At 69.2% G+C, this 18041-nt stretch carries 17 protein-coding genes; 8 read left to right on the forward strand and 9 right to left on the reverse strand.

Annotation, left to right across the window (positions count from 1 at the left end; genetic code table 11):
• From HPY32_RS44175 to HPY32_RS38745, 3 genes are read left to right on the forward strand one after another with little or no spacing between them, the layout of a single operon-like run.
• Positions 1-816, forward strand: a complete 816-nt coding sequence (locus tag HPY32_RS44175) for a flavin reductase family protein (protein WP_197696497.1) — start codon at positions 1-3, stop codon at positions 814-816.
• On the forward strand, positions 813-2000 hold the full coding sequence (locus tag HPY32_RS38740; RefSeq protein WP_067588074.1) for an acyl-CoA dehydrogenase family protein: 1188 nt from the start codon (positions 813-815) through the stop codon (positions 1998-2000). Before HPY32_RS44175 ends, HPY32_RS38740 begins: the two co-directional genes overlap by 4 nt.
• Positions 2001-2058: 58 nt before the next feature.
• On the forward strand, positions 2059-3063 hold the full coding sequence (locus HPY32_RS38745; protein WP_171983265.1) for a saccharopine dehydrogenase NADP-binding domain-containing protein: 1005 nt from the start codon (positions 2059-2061) through the stop codon (positions 3061-3063).
• A gap of 27 nt (positions 3064-3090) precedes the next feature.
• On the opposite strand, the gene HPY32_RS38750 is transcribed toward HPY32_RS38745, so the two are convergent.
• A complete protein-coding gene (locus tag HPY32_RS38750; protein WP_067588069.1) occupies positions 3091-4686 on the reverse strand; it encodes an ABC-F family ATP-binding cassette domain-containing protein in 1596 nt (531 codons plus the stop codon).
• Positions 4687-4947: 261 nt separating this feature from the next.
• On the opposite strand from HPY32_RS38750, the gene HPY32_RS38755 reads away from it, so the two are divergent.
• Positions 4948-6192, forward strand: coding sequence for an integrase catalytic domain-containing protein (locus tag HPY32_RS38755; protein WP_171983266.1), 1245 nt, complete (start codon positions 4948-4950; stop codon positions 6190-6192).
• A 240-nt stretch (positions 6193-6432) separates the two neighbouring features.
• Complete coding sequence (locus HPY32_RS38760; RefSeq protein ID WP_067588067.1) at positions 6433-6732, forward strand: hypothetical protein; 300 nt, start codon at positions 6433-6435, stop codon at positions 6730-6732.
• Here the strand turns inward: HPY32_RS38760 and HPY32_RS38765 are convergent, their stop codons facing one another.
• From HPY32_RS38765 to HPY32_RS38795, 7 genes are all read right to left on the reverse strand, one after another.
• Positions 6733-7146, reverse strand: a complete 414-nt coding sequence (locus HPY32_RS38765; RefSeq protein ID WP_067588065.1) for a hypothetical protein — start codon at positions 7144-7146, stop codon at positions 6733-6735.
• A gap of 199 nt (positions 7147-7345) precedes the next feature.
• On the reverse strand, positions 7346-7918 hold the full coding sequence (locus HPY32_RS38770) for an adenine phosphoribosyltransferase (RefSeq protein WP_373686712.1): 573 nt from the start codon (positions 7916-7918) through the stop codon (positions 7346-7348).
• 34 nt (positions 7919-7952) lie between these two features.
• A complete protein-coding gene (locus HPY32_RS38775) occupies positions 7953-9629 on the reverse strand; it encodes an ABC transporter substrate-binding protein (protein ID WP_082871368.1) in 1677 nt (558 codons plus the stop codon).
• Positions 9630-9679: 50 nt separating this feature from the next.
• Positions 9680-10870, reverse strand: a complete 1191-nt coding sequence (gene secF, locus HPY32_RS38780; RefSeq protein ID WP_067588057.1) for a protein translocase subunit SecF — start codon at positions 10868-10870, stop codon at positions 9680-9682.
• Positions 10870-12681 carry a protein translocase subunit SecD gene (gene secD / locus HPY32_RS38785; RefSeq protein WP_067588054.1) on the reverse strand — a complete coding sequence of 604 codons (1812 nt, stop codon included), beginning with the start codon at positions 12679-12681 and terminating at the stop codon, positions 10870-10872. The genes secF and secD overlap by 1 nt, the downstream gene beginning before the upstream one ends.
• A gap of 92 nt (positions 12682-12773) precedes the next feature.
• Positions 12774-13142, reverse strand: a complete 369-nt coding sequence (gene yajC, locus HPY32_RS38790) for a preprotein translocase subunit YajC (RefSeq protein ID WP_067588052.1) — start codon at positions 13140-13142, stop codon at positions 12774-12776.
• A gap of 174 nt (positions 13143-13316) precedes the next feature.
• The gene (locus tag HPY32_RS38795; protein ID WP_067588047.1) at positions 13317-14810 is read right to left on the reverse strand and encodes a flavin-containing monooxygenase; all 1494 of its coding nucleotides are present in this window, start codon (positions 14808-14810) and stop codon (positions 13317-13319) included.
• A gap of 70 nt (positions 14811-14880) precedes the next feature.
• On the opposite strand from HPY32_RS38795, the gene HPY32_RS38800 reads away from it, so the two are divergent.
• The 3 genes from HPY32_RS38800 to HPY32_RS38810 all read left to right on the forward strand — a co-directional run bounded on the left by HPY32_RS38800 (position 14881) and on the right by HPY32_RS38810 (position 16940).
• The gene (locus HPY32_RS38800; protein WP_373686723.1) at positions 14881-15513 is read left to right on the forward strand and encodes a TetR/AcrR family transcriptional regulator; all 633 of its coding nucleotides are present in this window, start codon (positions 14881-14883) and stop codon (positions 15511-15513) included.
• Positions 15514-15584: 71 nt separating this feature from the next.
• Positions 15585-16151 carry a DivIVA domain-containing protein gene (locus HPY32_RS46365; RefSeq protein WP_067588044.1) on the forward strand — a complete coding sequence of 189 codons (567 nt, stop codon included), beginning with the start codon at positions 15585-15587 and terminating at the stop codon, positions 16149-16151.
• 126 nt (positions 16152-16277) lie between these two features.
• Positions 16278-16940, forward strand: a complete 663-nt coding sequence (locus HPY32_RS38810) for a VC0807 family protein (protein ID WP_156674450.1) — start codon at positions 16278-16280, stop codon at positions 16938-16940.
• Here the strand turns inward: HPY32_RS38810 and ruvB are convergent, their stop codons facing one another.
• Positions 16941-18032, reverse strand: a complete 1092-nt coding sequence (gene ruvB, locus HPY32_RS38815; protein ID WP_067588038.1) for a Holliday junction branch migration DNA helicase RuvB — start codon at positions 18030-18032, stop codon at positions 16941-16943. It lies immediately after the preceding gene.
• Positions 18033-18041 lie beyond the last annotated feature (9 nt).

Here is an 18041-nt window from a genome sequence, read left to right on the forward strand (position 1 = left end):
ATGCCCATCCCCGCAGGCAGCCAAATAGCCGAACCCGCAGTAACCTGGGCCGAATTCGACTGGGACCTCACCCCTTTCACGGTGCCCCCCATCCCTCTCGCCATACCGGTCGCGGCCCCCGGCCAAAAGCACGCCGGGGACATAGAGAACCGGCACGCCGGGGACACTGTCGGCCCCAGCGACGAGCACTCCGGCAGCCCCGGCGACGCTCCCCCCGTCGGCCCCGGCCACACTCCTCTCATCGGCCCCGGCGTGCTTTTGGCCGGGGCCTCACCCCGCACGACCACACACCCCGGGCCGGGGGCCGACCTGCGGGCGGTCATGCGGAATTTCGCGACGGGCGTGGCGATTGCCACCACCTACGCCGACCGGCCGGAGGGTCGCGTCCATGATGCGGTCACCATCAACTCCCTGACCTCGTTGTCGCTGGATCCGCCGCTGATCGCGATCTCGATGAAGCGCGGGTCGCGGTTCGGGGCGGGGCTGGCCGAGAGCCGGGTGTGGGCGGTGTCGATTCTCGGGGGCGCGGCATTGCGGACCGCGGGGGTGTTCGCCAAGCCGCACGCGGCGCGGGCCGAGGCGTTGGCGGCGCTGCCCACCCGGCCCGGGCCGCGGACCGGTGCGCTGCTGCTGGACGCGCCGGGCTGGCTGGAATGCGTCCTCGAGCGCAGCGTCGAGGTGGGTGACCACACGCTGTTCGTCGGGGAGGTGGTGGCGGCCGGTGCGCACGACGTGGGCGACCGGCTCGTCTTCCTGCAGGGCCGATTCCACGTCGTCGACCACATTCCCGACCATCGCCCAGGAGGCATCGCATGACCATCGTCGACGAACCCCGCACCACCGAGACCCGCAGCCCCGACGCCGCGGAGATCCTGGCCCGCGCCCAGGCGGTGGCCCCGCTGCTGCGCGAGCGCGCCGAGGAGATCGAGCGGCAGCGGCGGCTGCCCGCCGATGTGGTGGAACTGCTGCGCGACACCGGCGTCTTCCGAATGGGTTTCGGAAAGCATTGGGGCGGACCGGAATTGACCTCGATCGAACAGACCGAGGTGATCGAGGCGCTGGCCTACGGCGACGCCTCGGCGGGCTGGTGCGCCATGATCGGTTCCGACACCGGCCTGTACGCCAACTTCCTCGCCGAACCCGTTGCGCGCGAGATGTTCCCGAGCCTGGACATGGCGACGGCGGGCCTGCTGTTCCCGGTCGGGCGCGCCGAGATCGTGCCGGGCGGGTACCGGCTCACCGGCCGCTGGCAGTTCGGCAGCGGCATCACCCACGCCGACTGGGTGGTGTCGGGCGCGTTCCTCTACCGCGACGGCAAGCCCGAACCCGGCGCGGACGGCGACCCACACGACTCGCGGCTGATGATGGTGCCGCGGGCCGAGGTCGAGGTGATCGACACCTGGCACACCACCGGCCTGTCCGGCAGCGGCAGTTGCGATTACACCATCACCGACGTGTTCGTGCCCGAGGAGCACACGCTGGTGTTCTCGACGGTGCACGGCCCCACCGGCCCGCTGGCGCAGCCGGAGGTGCACATGCGCAATATGCCGGGTGTCCCGCTCGGCGTGGCACGCGCCGCCCTGGATCACGTGCGCGCGGAGTCGGCCGCCCGGGCCGACGACTACCGCCTACAGGTCACCCTGGCCGACTGCGAGGCCGACCTGCACGCCACCCGCGCCGGGGTGTACACCGCGATGCGCCGGGAGTGGGAGGTGCTGTCCGGCGGCGGCACGCTCGACGATCTCACCCCGGAAGAGCGTGCCGCGCTTCCCCTTTCGCGCCTGCACGCGTTCCGCACCGCGCGCTCGATCGTGCAGCGCCTCTACGATCTGCGCCAGACCGCGGCCATCTACCGGCCGAACCCGCTGGACCGCTGGCTGCGCGACACGACGACGATGTGCCAGCACGTCGTCGCCCAGGACCGCATCCTCCAGTCCGCGGGCGCCCATTTGACCGGCGGCACACCGAGTTTCAGACTATGCCTGGGAATTACCGGCTAGAGTCCGACCGTGCCCCGCTCGAGCTGCGCGCGGGCATCGGCGAGAGCGAGGGGTAGCAATGCAGGTCGTGGTGTACGGCGCGTCCGGGCATACCGGGCGGTTCATCATCCGGGAGCTTCGCGAAAGAGGCTGGGACGTCGTGGTTTCCGGCCGGGACGCCGACCGGCTGGCCGCGCTGGACGGTGAGGCGCGCCCGGCGGCGGCCGACGATCCCGCGGCGCTGGATCGGGCGCTGGCGGGGGCGGCGGCCGTGGTGAACGCCGCGGGCCCGTTCGCGCGCACCGCCCACCCGCTGATCGAGGCCGCCCTGCGCGCGGGCATCCACTACGTCGATGTCGCCGCCGAGGTGGAGGTGGCCGACGAGGTGACGCGCCGCTACCAGGAGCGGGCGCAGGCCGCGGGCGTCACCATCGCCCCCTCGGTCGCGTTCTACGGCGGCCTGGGCGATCTGCTCGCCTCGGCCGCCCTCGGCGACCTGCCCGCCGCCGACGAGATCCACCTGGCCTACGCGCTCACCAGCTGGAAGCCGACCATGGGCACCCGGCGCACCTCCGACACCTCCCGGGGCCGCCGCGAGGGCAAGCGCCTGGTGTACGACGGCCGAAAGCTGGTGCTGCGCACCGATTCCGAGCCGATCTCCCGCTGGGACTTCCCGGAACCGTTCGGAACCCAGGAGGTGGTAGGCGAATTCACCACCGCCGACAGCGTCACCATCCCGCACCACCTGAAAACCGCCGCCCTGCACACCTATATGACCACCGCCCCCCTGGCCGACCTCTCCGACCCCGACCTCTCCCCACCCCCGGCCGTGGATGACCGCGGCCGCTCGGCCCAGCGCTTCCTGGTCGAAGTCGTCGTCCGCTCCGGCGCCACCGAACGCCGCGCCCGAGCCGGAGGCCAAGACATCTACGCCGTCACGGCCCCCATCGTCGCCGCGGCCCTGCACCGCATCGTCACCACCCCCACCACCGGCGTTCTGACCGCAGGCCAGATCCCCACCCCCCGCGCCCTGCTCACCGACCTGCACCCATCCCACCTCGAGCAGCTGGAACTGCCGGACTGACTTGGCTGTAGCGGACGGATCGCCGGGCTACCCGGTCGGGTCCTCGACCAATCCTTCCGCGGTGAGTTCCACCCGCCGCGTCACCCCGATCTCGTCGAGGAAGCGCGGGTCGTGGCTGACCACGATCAGCGCGCCCTCGAACCCGGCCAGCGCCTCGGTGAGGTGGCGCAGGCTGGGCAGGTCGAGGTTGTTGGTGGGCTCGTCGAGCAGCACCAGCCGCGGGGCCGGGTCCGACAGCAGCAGCATCGCCAGCGCGGCGCGCAGCCGTTCGCCGCCGGACAGCGCGCCCGCCGCCACATCGGCGTCGGCGCCGCGAAACAGGAAGCGCGCCAACTGGGCTCGCACCTGTTCGGCGGAGGCGTGCGGGGTGGCGGCGGCGACATTGTCGAACACCGAACGCCCCTCGTCGAACACGTCGAGCCGCTGCGGCAGCATCCGCCACGGCACCTTCGGCGGTTCGGCCGCGATGCGCCGCAGCAGCGTGGTCTTGCCCACGCCATTGCGGCCGGTCAGCGCGATCCGTTCCGGCCCGGTCACCTTCAGGCTGACGACGGGCCCGTTGGCCAGCGTCACCTCCGTCAGGTCGATCACGTCCTGCCCCGGATACAGCCGGGTGCCGGGCAATTCGACCCGGATCTCCCGGTCGTCGCGCAGCAGTTCCTGCGCCCGGTCCAGGTGATCCCTGGCCTGTTCCACCTTGGCGATGTGGTTGTTGCGCAGCTTGCCCGCCGACACCTGTGCCTGCCGTTTGCGTTCGGCCATCACGATTTTCGGCTCCCGCTTCTGGTCCCACATCTTCTGCCCGTACCGCTTGCGGCGGTCGAGTTTGATGCGGGCCTCCACCAGTTCGCGGGCCTGTTTGCGGACATCGCTGCGGGCGTCGCGGACGGCGGCGCGGGCGGCCTCCTGCTCGGCCTCGACGATCGCCTCGTAGTCGGCGAAATTACCGCCGAACAACCGGATCTCGCCCTGCCGCAGCTCCGCGACGGTGCCGACGCGGTCCAGCAGTTCCCGGTCGTGGCTGACGGTCAGCACGGTACCGGTGAACTGCCCCACCACCTCGTAGAGGCGTTGGCGGGCAACCGAATCCAGGTTGTTGGTGGGTTCGTCGAGCAGCAGCACGTCGGGTTCGCGCAGCAGCTCGGCGACCAGGCCGAGCAGCACGGTCTCGCCGCCGGACAGGGTGTCCAGGCGCCGATCCAGTTGCGCCACATCGTCGGCCAGGTAGTGCAACCCGAGCCTGCCGAGCAGCGCCACGGCGTGTTCCTCGACATCCCAACGGCTGCCGACGATCTCGAAGTCCGCCTCCGTGCCCGCCCCGGATTCGATGCGGTGCAGGGCATCTCGCACCTCGGCGATGCCGAGCACGGCGTCCACCCGCTGTCCGGTGGCCAGCCCGAGGTCCTGGCGCAGGTAGCCGAGCCGCCCCGCCACGGTGATGGATCCGCGCACCGGGTGCAGCTCGCCGGTGACGAGCCGCAGCAGCGTGGACTTTCCGGCGCCATTGCTGCCGACCAGGCCGACGTGGCCGGGTCCGAGCACGGCGTCGAGCCCGTCGAAGACGGGTGTGCCGTCGGGCCAGGCGAAGGTGAGATCCGAAATGGAAACAGTCGTAATTGACATGCGCGGCTCCTGAGGGTGGCGAGACAGATATGGCGCGCGACTGCGGGCCACTCGAGTGCTACCTCAGAAGAGCAACGGCACGACTCCGATCAACGGGGACAACGACGCAGTACAAGTTAGCGGGGAAAACGAATCCGCGCAAGAGACCGAGTTGACTCATCAAAAATGCGCGCATCGATGGGGTCGTTGCCTCAATTGAGAATGCGCGCGTCGGCGTGCCTGCGGGGCCGGTGGCTGCTGGTCCGGTAGGCCCTGGGCGATATGGAGCTGACCGTGGGTCAACGTAGGGCGGTGACGAGGGCGATCGCGACGCGGTATCGGCGGGCGGACAAGGCCGGTAAGGGTCGTATTCTCGACGAGTTGTGCGCGATGACGGGCTGGCATCGCAATCATGCGCGAAAAGCGTTGGCGCAGGCGGGGAAACCGAGAGTGGTCACCCCGCGCCCGCCGCGGCCGCCGAAGTACGGGCCCGATGTTGTTGCGGGTCTTGTGTTTTGCTGGGCGGTGCTGGGTATGCCGGCGGGGAAGCGGTTGGCGCCGGTGCTGGGTGAGCTGGTGATGACGTTGCGGCGGTTCGGGGAACTCGAAATCGGTGACGGGGCAGCGGATTTGCTGGCTGGGATGTCGGCGGCCACGATCGACCGCAGGCTGGCGCCGGAGCGCAAACGCCGGGAGCTCAAGGGGCGTTCGCATACCAAGCCGGGGTCGTTGCTGAAGTCGCAGATCCCGGTGCGCACGTGGGCGGACTGGGACGACGCGGTGCCGGGGTTCGTGGAGATCGACCTGGTCGGTCACGACGGCGGAAATGTGTTGGGACAGCATGCGTTCACGCTCACTGTCACCGATATCGCTACCGGGTGGACCGAGAACCGCAGCGTGGCCAACAAGGCCCAGAAATGGGTGCTCGCCGCGTTGGAGGAGATCGCGGCGGCGATGCCGTTCCCGATCCTGGGTGTCGATTCCGACAACGGCAGCGAGTTCATCAACCACAACCTGCTGACCTGGTGTGAGAAACGGCAGCTGACCTTCACCCGGTCGCGGCCGGGCCGCAGCAACGACGGCTCCTACGTCGAGCAGAAGAACTGGGCGGTGGTGCGCACCATCGTCGGTTATCACCGCTACGACACCGAGCCGGAGTTGGTGCTGCTCAACAGGATCTGGGTACAGCAGTCGCTGCTGACCAACTACTTCTACCCGCAGCAGAAACTCGTGTCCAAGGTCCGCACCGGCGCGAAGGTGTCCAAGAGATACGACACCGCGGCCACCCCGCACCGGCGCGCCGAGGCCGCACCGACGGTCACTCGCGCCGCCAAGACCCGAATGAGCAAGACCCACACCGAGACCAACCCGGCTGCGGTGCAGCGCCACATCCAGGCGTTGACCACCGAGCTACTCGCCCTGGTCATCGGCAAGGCCATGCCGACCCACCATCGCACCCTCGCCCAGAACACCGCTGCGCGCGCATTCTCGGCTGCGGCAACGAACCGGCGGATGCGCGCATCTTGACTCGAGGCAACAGGGAGACATTTTCGCCCTTGCGCGGAGAGGCTCGAAAGCCGTTGCGGCTCAGTCGATCCGGCAATGCCGATGCCCAGCTTCGGCAGCAGAGTGGCCGCCCCAGCACCCGTCAAGAGCAGCGCTCTCTTTTGCGAGAGCCCCTCTTTTCCCGGCGCGTCATGCCGTCAAGCAGGCTGGATGTCGCATGCTCGCCGTTTTCCGCCCGTCCGGAACGGGCAAGCCCGAAGCATGTACAGATATCGCACCACCCGCGGTGGTCCCGGCACGGCCGCGGCGATCGTCAGCGCCGTCGGTGGAATCTTCGCGCTTCTCGAGGGCATCTACATCGTGATGCAGCTGCTCAACGCGAATCCGGTCAACCGCGCCTTCACCTTCGTCAAGTCCCTCGCCGAACCGCTGGCGCTGTTCTTCCCGGGCCTGTTCAATACCGGCAATCACGACCTCGATGTGGTGATCACCTACGGTCTGGCGGCCATATTCTGGCTCGTCGTCACCGGTTTCATCGCGCGTGTGCTCGCGCGGGTCTGATCAGCGCTCGCGCGGGGTGAGGAATTCCAGCCGGTGATGGTGGAGGAATTCGTACGCCGGGGCCCAGTGCCCGGTGAACACGTCCTCCTCCTTGCCGACCTCGTGTGCCGACGCGTCGCCGACCTTCGGGTTCTCGCACACCACCCGGGCCTCGTGGCGCCCGCTTTCGACCGGCCCGCTGTCGAGATCGACGGCGCCGCCGGAATCGACCGGCTGCCAACGCATCGGGAGCCCCGGCGCGGCGATGCGGCACACCTGGCCGGGCTTCTCGCCGGAGACATGGGCGGTGATGGTGGTGCCGCCCCGCACCGCGGCGGACGGATTGGCCGAAGCGGTGGCCGCGCCGACGACGAAAACGACCCCGACCGCGCCCGCGACGGCCGCGGTCAGACGAGTGTGCCGAGCCCGAGTCATGCCGCCGCCTCCATCCCGTGGGAGCCGATCGTGGCCGCTGTCCGAATGATTCGCTCGCTGCGCTCGCTCATAGGGTGATAGTGGATCCGGGTCCGTGAGTTGTTCGTGAACACTGGTCCGCGCGACGCAACCGCAGGGCCGCGTCGCCGAGATCCGAGCATAGTGAGGGCCACTCGCGGCCACAACCGAAACACGCGGATTATTGCCGAACGATCGAGGTCAGCGGGTAGTCCCCCTGTCGCGCACGGCCGCCGAGGAAATCGAGCTCCAGGACCACCGCGGCGGCGACCACCTCGGCGCCCGCCGATCGGAACAGTTCCGCGGCCGCGGCCAGGGTGCCGCCGGTGGCGAGCACGTCGTCGAGCAGCAGCACCCGCCGCCCGGCCAGATCGACGCCGTCGGCGGGGATTTCCAGTGCGGCCGAGCCGTATTCGAGGGTGTATTCGCGCGACAGCACGGGCGGGGGCAGCTTGCCCGCCTTGCGCACGGCCACCACGCCGGTGCCGAGCACCGCCGCCACGCCCGCGCCCAGCAGGAATCCGCGCGCATCCACGCCCGCCACCAGATCGGCGTCGGGCGCGCAGGAGCCGAGGCAATCGATGACCGCGTGGAAGCCCTCGGCGTTCGCGAAGACGGGCGTCAGATCGGCGAATCGCACCCCGGGGCTGGGGAAGTCGTCGTGCCAGCGGGTCAGCCGCCGCACCGCCTCGGCCGCCCGCGCCATCCGCTCCCCCGCCGACTGCTCCGTTTCCACGATTCCATGCTTACTCATCTGCACCCACTCCTCATCCCGTGCCCGGGGACGCTCACCGCTTCAACACCCACCGGTCCATGTTCCAACCCGCACCGGCCTTGGTGGGGTTCGCGATCCCGTCCTCCATGCCGTCGCCGAACGCGATGGTCCGCGGCGTGTCGAACAGCGGGATCGACGGCATCTCGCTCCACAGCAGGTTCTCCGCTTCGGTGTCGAGGTTCAACACCGTCGCGGAATTGTCGTCCGCCGCAAGCTGATCCGCGATCGCATCGTAACGGCCGTTGCCGTAGTGACCGAAATTCAGGCCCTGCCCGCCGTGCAGCGCGGCGGTGGCCTCCACTCCGGACAGCGATCCGGACGGTCCCGGCGCGGCCGCGGTGCCGCCGAGCACGGCATCCACCTTGTCGCCCAGTTGGGTGGGGATGAAGTCGGGTGCGCCCGCGTCGACCACCGTGATCCCGGCCTGCTTGCAGGAGTCGGCGATCATCGCGACCGTCTGGGCACGACGGTCGTCGGGTGCCCGGTAGCCGATGCGCACCGTGGGGTTGGCGATCTTGGCCGCGCCCAGCGCCTGCTGGGCCGCGCCCGCATCGCCGCCGCGATACTTGTCGGCGGGGCCGACGATCGCCGGGTAATAGATCGAGTCGGCTTGCACGGTCCGGGAATTCAGCGGCCCGGAGCCCAGCCCCGACTTCGCGTCGTAGCCCGGATGCCCGAGCTTGTCGAACAGCGCCTGCCGCGGCACACACAGCGCGAAGGCGCGGCGCGCGTCGGGCGAGGCGAACACCCCGGCGGTGGACAGCACCAGTTGCTCGGCGCCGCGGCCGGGCTGCTGCTGGACGTCGAACCCGTTCAGGCTCAGGTCCTTCACCGAGCCCGCGCCGATGTCGATCACGCCGACGGCCTTGTCGCCGACCTTCTTCTTCAGGTCGGTGTTCTTCGGCCACACCACGACTCGCGGGGTGCGGGGCTGGTTGCCCCACCACTTGTCGTTCTTGACCAGGACCAGACCGTCGCCGTCGCTGAACGATTCGATCTTGTATGGCCCGGACGACGGGAACAGCTTGGTATCCAGGTTGCCCGGCTTCAGGTTCCAGCCGGTATTCCAGAACTGCGACAGCTTGTCCATGGCCGCCGGATCGCCGGACTGCACCGCCCCCACCACGTTCGCCACCCCGGCCGCCTGCGCGGCCACGTGCGCGGGCATCAGGTCGGCGGCGTTGAACAGCGTCTTCCACTGCAGGAAGTGCCGATCGGGCCGGAACACCACCGTCGCGTCCTTGGACCCGGGCTGGCATTCCACCCGCTCGATATCGGAGTACCCGGTGGTGTCGGCGGCGTCGAACAGCGGAATCGGGCCGCCCGGACCGGGTTTGGTGAACCGGCCGCTGCGCGCGGCCCATTCCAGCACCAGGTCGTCGCAGGAGGTCGGCACGCCGTCGGAGTACACCCCGTCCGGGTTGAGCCGGTACTGGATGGTCTGGGCCTCGCCCGGCACCTCCTTGGCGGTGCCGTAGTCGGTGTCGGCGACCGGCTGCCCCTGCGGACCGGTGTAGAAGAACCCGGTCAGCACCCGCGGAAACACCGCCGCCGCACCGCTGTTCGCGCCCAGCGTGCTACCGCCGTTGTAACTGGCGATCACCGCGTCGACGGCGTACCCGATGGAGGGCACCTGATTTCTGCCGGAACACCCCGCCACCGCGGCCGCGGTCAGCGCACCGACCGCCATCGCCCCGACTGCCCGCAGGGCTCCCGCCCGCAACCCTCCACGCCGCACGATCAGTGCCTTTTCTTGTGTCGTTTTCCACTCGGGCGCGCACCGGGTCTCGGTGCGGCGGAACCGCCGTCGCGGGGCCGGGTCACCGCACCGGCCCGCTCCGACGCCACCGCGCCGACACGCGCGTTCTTCGCCCCGGACCGCTTGGCGAGCACCTTCTTCGTGTGCGCCGCAACGGGTCCGAAGCGTTCCTTGATCGACACCAGCAGCGGCACCGCGAAGAAGATCGAGGAGTACCCGCCGACGATCATGCCGACCAGCTGCACCAGCGCCAGGTCCTTGAGCGTGCCCACGCCCAGCAGCCACACCGCGACCACCAGCATGCCGATGATCGGCAGGATGCCGATGACGGTGGTGTTGATCGACCGCATCAGGGTCTGGTTGGCCGCCAGGTTGGCCTGTTCGCCGTAGGTGCGCCGGGTCAGATGCAGCACGCCGCGGGTGTTCTCCTCGACCTTGTCGAACACCACGACGTTGTCGTAGAGCACGTAGCCGAGGATGGTGAGCAGGCCGATCACCGCCGCCGGGGTCACCTCGAAGCCGACCAGCGAGTAGAGCCCGCCGGTGACCACCAGGTTGAAGAACAGCGACGCGATGGCGGCGATGGACATGTCGCGTTCGAAGCGGATCGCGATGTAGATCATCGTCAGCACCACGAACACGATCAGCGCGATGACCGCCTTGCGGGTCACCTGCCCGCCCCAGGTCTCGCTGATCGCGGCGACGCTGATCGCGTTGCGGCTGACCGTGCCGCTGGAGTCCTTCGGGTGGAAGGCGTCGAACAGGGCGCCCTGCACCTTGTCCTGCTGCGCGGAATCCAGTGTGTCGGAACGGATCTCGAACGAGGACGCGGCGCCGGAGCCGATCTTCTGCACGGTGACCGGCTGGTGGCCGAGCGCCCGGGCGTAGATGTCCTGCACCCCGGTCGTGGTCATCCCCGCCGAGGCCGGGACCTGGATGCGGGTGCCACCGGCGAAGTCGATGCCGAGGGTGAAGCCCTTGATGCCCATGCTCAGCACCGAGATCAGCACCAGCAGGGCGCTCAGCGCGTAGAAGAGCCTGCGGCGGCCGACGATCGGGAAACCGCCGGTGCCGGTGTAGAGGCGTTCGAAGAAGCCGTGCTGCGGTGCGGGTTCGATCGGCTCGTGCACGGCCGTGTCCAGGACGTCGCTGGAGTTGCTGCTCACCGTCATCACTCCTTCCCCACCAGTACGCCGGCGGCGGCCTTGCGTTCACGAGCGATCTGCTGCACGGCGCCGAGGCCGTTGACCGACGGCTTCGCCCAGAACGGCGACCGGGAGGCCAGCATCATCAGCGGCGAGGTGACCAGGTAGAGCACGATCACGTCGAGGACGGTGGTCAGGCCCAGGGTGAACGCGAAGCCGCGCACCTGCCCGGCCGCCAGCAGGTACAGCACGGCGGAGGCGATCAGGCTGACCGTCTTACCCGACAGGTTGGTGCGCTGGGCGCGGGCCCAGCCGCGCGGCACCGCCGAGCGGAAGCTGCGGCCCTCGCGCATCTCGTCCTTGATGCGTTCGAAGAACACCACGAACGAGTCGGCGGTCATACCGATACCGATGATCAGACCGGCGATACCCGACAGGTCCAGCGTGAAATTGATCCACTGCCCCAGCAGCACGATGATGCCGTACACCGCGAAACCCGAAGCCACCAGCGAGAATCCGGCCAGGAAGCCGAGCATCCGGTAGTAGAGCAGGCAGTACAGCAGCACCGCCACCAGGCCGATCGCACCGGCCATCAGGCCCGCGTGCAGCGAGGACAGGCCGAGGGTGGCCGAGACGGTCTCGGCCTCGGAGGTGGCGAAGGACAGCGGGAGGGAGCCGTACTTGAGCTGGTTGGCCAGTTCCTTGGCGGTGGTGGCGTTGAAGGAGCCGGAGATCTGGGTGGTGCCGCCCTGCTGCGGGCCCTCCTGCACCACCGGGGCGCTCACGACCCGGGAGTCCAGCGCGAAGGCGACGCGCTTCTGGACGTACTCACCGGTCAGCTTCGCCCAGGCGTCGCTGGTCTTGAACTCGAGATCGACGACCCAGCGCGCGTTGCGCTGATCGAACTGCGCCGTGGCGTTCTTGATCTCCTGGCCGTCGATGCGGCTCTTGTCCAGCAGGTACACCTCGTTGCCGTCGGTCGCGCAGGTGACCAGCGGCAGATTCGGATCGTCGTTGCCCGCCAGCGGATCCGGCTTGCTGCAGTCCAGCGTCGCCATGGCCTGCTGTAGCGTCTGCGGATCGGTGCTCTGCCGCTGCGCCTTGGCGGCCGCGATCTCCTGCTGCGTCTTCTGCGCCGGGGTCTCGTTCGGATTCGGCGGCGGGGCAGGCTGATTCGGCTCCGACGTGGGCGGCGCGGGCGACTCGGGAGCGCTGGGCGCCTGCTGCGGGAAGACCCGGTTCTGCGCCGCACCACCGTTCTCGCCGGTGCTCTGCGCTCCGGAACCACCCTGTGCCCCAGCACCGTTCGAGGACTCGGCGCCGGGCGGGGTGGCCGCACCCGGGGTCGGCTCGGCGGCCCCGCTCGGCGCAGGCGCGCCCGGCGGGGGCGCGGACTGACCCGGCGGCGGGGCGGGCTGGCCCGGAGCGGGCGGCTGCGGCGCGCCACCCTTGTTCAGGGGCTGCGACGCATTCAGCACCGGGCGGATGTAGAGCTTGGCGGTCGTGGCCAGCGACTTGGCCTGCTGCCCGTTCTCCCCCGGAACGGTGATCACCAGGTTGTCGCCATCGATGACAACCTCGGACCCCGCGACACCGAGACCGTTGACGCGGCTCTGGATGATGCTCTGTGCCTGCTTGAGACTGTCCTGGCTGGGCCTGCTGCCATCGGGGGTGCGGGCGGTCAGCGTGACGCGGGTGCCGCCCTGCAGGTCGATGCCGAGCTTGGCGGCCGGGGACTTGTCACCGGTGAAGAACACCAGCGCGTAGATGACGGCCAGCAGCGCGGCATACGCGCCGAGCAGCCGCCACGGATGCCCCGTTCCCTTGGAAGGTGGCACTGTCGTTATCTCCTAGGCGGTGTCGAGGGGGGTGCGGACACGCTACAACGCCACCGCACCGCCCGGGGCGGGGGCGCGGCGGCGTCGGTGACTCAGTCCTTGGTCAGCCGGGTGTTGGTTTCCTCGACCGATTCCTCCGCGGCGGCGCCGTCGGTCGGCTCCGCGGGGGTCGAGTCCGTGGCGGCGGGCTCGGCGGCGTGGGTGTCCTCGGTGCGGACCTCGCGGATCGCGGCACGCAGCCACGTCGTCACGACATCCTCGGCGATCTCCAGGTCGACGGTGGTCTCGTCGAGATCGACGACGGTCCCGTACAGGCCCGACGTGGTGGTGACGCGGTCACCGACCTTCACGCCCTCCTGCATCTCCGTGACCTTCTGCGCCTCCCGCTTCTGGCGGCGGACACCGAGGAACATCGGCACGAGCAGAGCTACCAGCAGCAGCGGAAACAGCAGTTGCGCCATCGTTGTAGTCGGTCCCTAGTCTGGTTGAGGTGGGTATTTACCCACACAGTCTGCCAGTTGTTTCGATTGCTGACACACCCGCATCCCATTGCGGACACGAGCAACCAGAGCTTGGCACATCGCACCGCCGAAATTCGCCCGTTTCACACACTCGCACGAAATCGCCGCGTCGTTTCAGGCGGCGTGCTCGCCGTAGGAGTAGTCGTCCAGGGGGAAGGAGACCGCTTCGCGGTGAGTGGTGAGGGTGCTGTTGGGGCGGAGCAGGGCGGCTTCGCCGTGCTGGTTGAAGTAGTAGCTGCGGGCGGTGGCGCAGCTGCCGCCGTAGAAGACCGAGGACTCCAATTTCTGGGTGACGTAGTCCAGGAATCGGGCGTTGGCCTGCTCGGTGATCTCGAAGACCTGCTCGCCGCGGCGGAACATCTCGCCGAACAGGCGGCCCATGTGCTTCATCTGGCCCTCGATGGTGGTGAAGTAGGACAGGCCGCTGTAGGAGTAGGGGCTGTTGAGGCTGAGGAAATTCGGGAACTTCGGCACCGTGATGCCCTCGTATGCCTGGAAGCGATTGTCACGCCAGAACTTTCCGAGATTCACCCCGTCGCGGCCGATGATCTCGATGGCCGGGAAGTTGACGTCCCACAGGTTGAAGCCGGTGGCCAGGATCAGCGTATCGATCTCGGTGCGGTGGCCGTCGGCGGTCACGATGGCGTCCGCCTCGAGATGATCGATCGCGTTCGTCTCCAAGCGCACGTGCGGCTCGTTGAAGGTCTTGAAATAGGTGTTGGAGAACGTGGGCCGCTTGCAGCCGAAGTCGTAGTCGGGGGTGAGCTTGCGGCGGGTCTCCTTGTCGCGCACCTGGGCCCGCAGGTGCGCCTTGGCCAGCAGCGCCGCGCCCTTGTTGGTGAGCTTGGCCTGCTTGTAGTGCAGCACGCCGACCACCATGAGCAGTTCCAGCGCACCGGTATTGGCCAGCCGCGCGACCTTCTGGGTCAGCGGCACCCGCGCGAACAGCTCCTGCACCGGCCGCGGGATCGGCATATCGACCTTCGGCACCACCCAGATCGGGGTGCGCTGGAAGACCGTCAGCTCGGCCGCCTTCCGTCCCACCTCGGGCACCAGCTGCACCGCGGTCGCGCCGGTGCCGATGATCGCCGCCTTACGCCCGGTCAGGTCGTAGTCGTCGTCCCAGGCCGTGGTGTGCACGATCTTGCCCGCGAAGTTCTCGATGCCCGGGAACGGCGGCGTGTACGGCTGGGAGAGGAAGCCGGTCGCGGTGAGCAGATAGCGGGCGGTGAGGGTGTCGCCGTTGTCCACCGAGACGACCCACTGCCGCTCCTCGTCGTCCCAGCGGGCGCCGCCGACGACCTGGCCGAAGCGCATGCGCCGCCGCAGGTCGTACTTGTCGGCCACGTGCTCGGCGTATTTCTTCAATTCGGCGCCCGGCGCGAACAGCCGCGACCAGTACGGATTCGGCTCGAACGAGTACGAGTAGGTGACCGAGGCGATGTCCACGGCCAGGCCCGGGTACCGGTTCACGTGCCAGGTCCCGCCCAGATCGTTCTCGCGCTCGAGAATCACATAGTTGCCCAGGCCGAGGCGGTCCAGCTGGATGGCCGCTCCCATCCCGCCGAATCCCGCGCCGACCACGACGGCGTCCAACTGAGGTGCCACGCCGAACCTCCCTGTTACTCGAAGTATCAGGTACAGAATGACACATCATTCCGTTCCGGAACAACGTATCATCGGTGCCGTGCCGAAGCCCTCGTCCCATATCGAACGCCGCAAGGCCGAGCTCCGGCAGGAGATCATCGAGACCGCGTTCGACTGTTTTGCCGAAAAGGGTTACCACGCAACGGGAATCGCCGACATCGCGACGCGGCTCGGGATCGGGCACGGCACCTTCTACCGGTACTTCGAGAACAAGCGCGACATCATCGATCACGTCATCGACGATCTGGCCGCCCGCATCATCGACTCGCTGGGCACCGAGAACGCCCCCGACGCGGCCACCACGCTGGAGGAGTACCGCGCGCAGGTCGGCCGCATCGGGTCCGCGCTGAACCGCATCTTCCTGGAGGATCGCCGGGTCGCGCGGCTGCTGCTGTTCCAGGCCACCGGCATCGACGCCGAGCTCACGCTGCGCCTCTACGGCCTGCTCGACACCGCCGACGCGCTCACCGCCGGGTACCTCGAACACGGCGTGGAACTGGGCTACCTGCGCGCCGACCTGGACACCGCCAATACCGCCAAGGCGGTGACCGGCATGATCCTGGCCGCCATCCTGCACGGCCTGCGCACCCCCGACGAAACGGTCGCCACCGACCTCACCGAGGCCATCCGCCGCCTCCTCATCGACGGCGTCCGCAAGGAGTGACCACCCCATTCCTTCCGGCCAATTGCACGTCGGAGGAACGGATTCGGGGTGGGGCTTGCGAGAATGGGCGGGTGACTCCCGACGATGTGCGGCGGGTCCGATTCGGCCGGGCGCCGATCGGGCACCGCGGATACGACACCATCGAGGTGGATGCCTTCTGCCTGCGTATCGCCGATGCCTTTCTCGGCCGCGTGACGCTGACCGCCGCCCAGATCCGCGGTCAGGAATTCGCGACCGCGCACCTGGGCCTGCGCGGCTACGACCGCGACGAGGTGGACGAATTCCTCGACCGGGTGTGCGTGGAGCTGGAATTCGCGCGGCTGGGCATCCGCCGCGACCCGGCGGGTTCGCAGACACTGACCTCGGAAGATGTGCGGCGCCTGCGATTCTCGGCCCCGCCGACCGGGCAGGCGGGTTACGCCGCGGACGAGGTCGACGCCTACCTGGACCGGGTGATCGCGACCCTGGCCCACGTCGGGCCGATCGGCCTCACCAGCGCGGAGGTCCGGACCGCGAATTTCGGCCTGGCCCATGCGGGTATGTCGGCCTATCACCGCGAGGAGGTCGACGCCTTCCTCGACGTGGTGGAACACACCCTGCGCGCCCAGGAGCGCGAGCACCTGGAAACCCAGCACTGATCCGCACGTCATGACAGTTGTCACGGCCGGATCGTGACGGTCGGCCGAGGCGGTGGCGGGTCCGCGTCCGTAGCGTCGTCCGGGACAGCAGACGACACCGAATACGCAGTCCAGGAGCGCATGTCGATGACCACCACCACCTCGTCCAAATCCGGCCCGACCGCCGAGCAGACGCCGCGCCGCCCGGAGCTCCGCACGACGCTGGCCCCGATCGCGCGCGATATCGCGCTGCCCCTGATCGGCTACTACGGCCTGCACGCGCTCGGATATTCCGATTTCGCCGCGCTGCTGGCCGGGACGGTGCTGTCGGGCTCGATCCTGGTCTACGACATGATCCGGGCGCGCCGCGTCGAGGCGTTCCCGGCGATCATGCTGGCGCTCTTCGGTTTCGGCCTGGCGAGCTCGCTGATCTCCGGCGATCCCCGGATGATGATCGTCAAGGATTCGGTGGGCACCGCCGCGATCGGCCTCGCGCTGCTGATCAGTGCGCTGATCGGCAAGCCGCTGATCTATTACGCGGCACGCAAGACGATCGCGGCCCGCGGCGCCGACGCCTTGGCGGGCTTCGAGGAGCGGGTGCGCACGATTCCGGCGGTGCGCCGGTCGTTCGCCCTGCTGAGTGTGCTGTGGGGCGTGGGGTTCTGGGCCGAGTCCGCGGTGCGGGTGGTGCTGGCCTATCAGCTGCCGGTGCACACCATGGTCTGGCTGTCGAATGTGCTGATGGTTGCGGTACTCGTGGTGCTGATTCCGATCAGCATCGCCATCGGCAAGCGCAATCGGCGACGCTGATCAGTCGAAAAGGTCCAGCGTCGGATGTGATTCGCGGCCCCGGACCTCGATCGACCCGAAGACCAGATCCGGCGGCGGCACCAGGCCCAGATGCTCCCAGGCGGCGGCGGTGGCGACGCGGCCGCGCGGGGTGCGGGCGATCATGCCCGCCCGCACCAGGAACGGCTCGCACACCTCCTCCACGGTGGCGGCCTCCTCCCCCACCGCGACCGCGAGCGTCGAAACGCCCACGGGCCCACCGCCGAAGCTGCGCACCAGCGCACCCAGCACGGCGCGGTCGAGCCGGTCCAGGCCGAGCCCGTCGACGTCGTAGACGGCCAGGGCGGCCCCGGCGATCTCGCGGGTGACCAGGCCGTCGGCCCGCACCTCGGCGTAGTCGCGGACCCGGCGCAGCAGCCGGTTGGCGATGCGCGGCGTGCCGCGGGAGCGCCCGGCGATCTCGGTGGCCGCGTCGGCCTCCATCCGCACGCCGAGAATGTGCGCCGAGCGCTGCAGAATGCGTTGCAGCTCCTCGGGTTCGTAGAAGTCCATGTGCCCGGTGAAGCCGAACCGGTCGCGCAGCGGCCCGGTGAGCGCGCCCGAGCGGGTGGTGGCGCCGACGAGGGTGAACGGCGCGATGTCGAGCGGGATGGAGGTGGCGCCCGGGCCCTTGCCGACCACGACGTCGACGCGGAAGTCCTCCATCGCCAGGTACAGCATTTCCTCGGCGGGGCGGGCCATGCGGTGGATCTCGTCGATGAACAGCACGTCGCCCTCGACCAGATTGCTCAGCATGGCGGCCAGGTCGCCCGCGCGCTCGAGCGCCGGGCCGGACGTGATGCGCAGGGCCGTGCCGAGTTCCGCGGCGATGATCATGGCCATGCTGGTCTTGCCGAGGCCGGGCGGGCCGGACAGCAGCACGTGATCGGGTGTGCCGCCGCGCTGTTTCGCGCCGCGCAGCACCAGCGCCAGCTGCTCGCGCACCCGCGGCTGGCCGATGAAGTCTTCCAGCGACTTCGGGCGCAGGCTGGCCTCGACCTCGCCGTCGGATGTCAGATAGCTTGCGGTGACCGGGGATTCGGGCTCGTCGCCGGGGAAGGTCTCGTCTGCCATGGGTCCGTC

It is taken from the genome of Nocardia terpenica (genome assembly GCF_013186535.1).
GTDB lineage: Bacteria > Actinomycetota > Actinomycetes > Mycobacteriales > Mycobacteriaceae > Nocardia > Nocardia terpenica.

What these genes read in the sequence shown, in the direction of transcription:
- HPY32_RS38765 (WP_067588065.1), bottom strand. Translation starts at nt 7,146, where the DNA reads ATGACTCGGGCTCGGCACACTCGTCTGACCGCGGCCGTCGCGGGCGCG.
- secF (WP_067588057.1), bottom strand. Translation starts at nt 10,870, where the DNA reads ATGACGGTGAGCAGCAACTCCAGCGACGTCCTGGACACGGCCGTGCAC.
- HPY32_RS38775 (WP_082871368.1), bottom strand. Translation starts at nt 9,629, where the DNA reads ATGGCGGTCGGTGCGCTGACCGCGGCCGCGGTGGCGGGGTGTTCCGGC.
- HPY32_RS44175 (WP_197696497.1), top strand. Translation starts at nt 1, where the DNA reads ATGCCCATCCCCGCAGGCAGCCAAATAGCCGAACCCGCAGTAACCTGG.
- HPY32_RS38755 (WP_171983266.1), top strand. Translation starts at nt 4,948, where the DNA reads ATGGAGCTGACCGTGGGTCAACGTAGGGCGGTGACGAGGGCGATCGCG.
- HPY32_RS38750 (WP_067588069.1), bottom strand. Translation starts at nt 4,686, where the DNA reads ATGTCAATTACGACTGTTTCCATTTCGGATCTCACCTTCGCCTGGCCC.
- HPY32_RS38745 (WP_171983265.1), top strand. Translation starts at nt 2,059, where the DNA reads ATGCAGGTCGTGGTGTACGGCGCGTCCGGGCATACCGGGCGGTTCATC.
- HPY32_RS38770 (WP_373686712.1), bottom strand. Translation starts at nt 7,918, where the DNA reads ATGAGTAAGCATGGAATCGTGGAAACGGAGCAGTCGGCGGGGGAGCGG.
- HPY32_RS38760 (WP_067588067.1), top strand. Translation starts at nt 6,433, where the DNA reads ATGTACAGATATCGCACCACCCGCGGTGGTCCCGGCACGGCCGCGGCG.
- HPY32_RS38810 (WP_156674450.1), top strand. Translation starts at nt 16,278, where the DNA reads ATGACCACCACCACCTCGTCCAAATCCGGCCCGACCGCCGAGCAGACG.
- HPY32_RS38740 (WP_067588074.1), top strand. Translation starts at nt 813, where the DNA reads ATGACCATCGTCGACGAACCCCGCACCACCGAGACCCGCAGCCCCGAC.
- ruvB (WP_067588038.1), bottom strand. Translation starts at nt 18,032, where the DNA reads ATGGCAGACGAGACCTTCCCCGGCGACGAGCCCGAATCCCCGGTCACC.
- yajC (WP_067588052.1), bottom strand. Translation starts at nt 13,142, where the DNA reads ATGGCGCAACTGCTGTTTCCGCTGCTGCTGGTAGCTCTGCTCGTGCCG.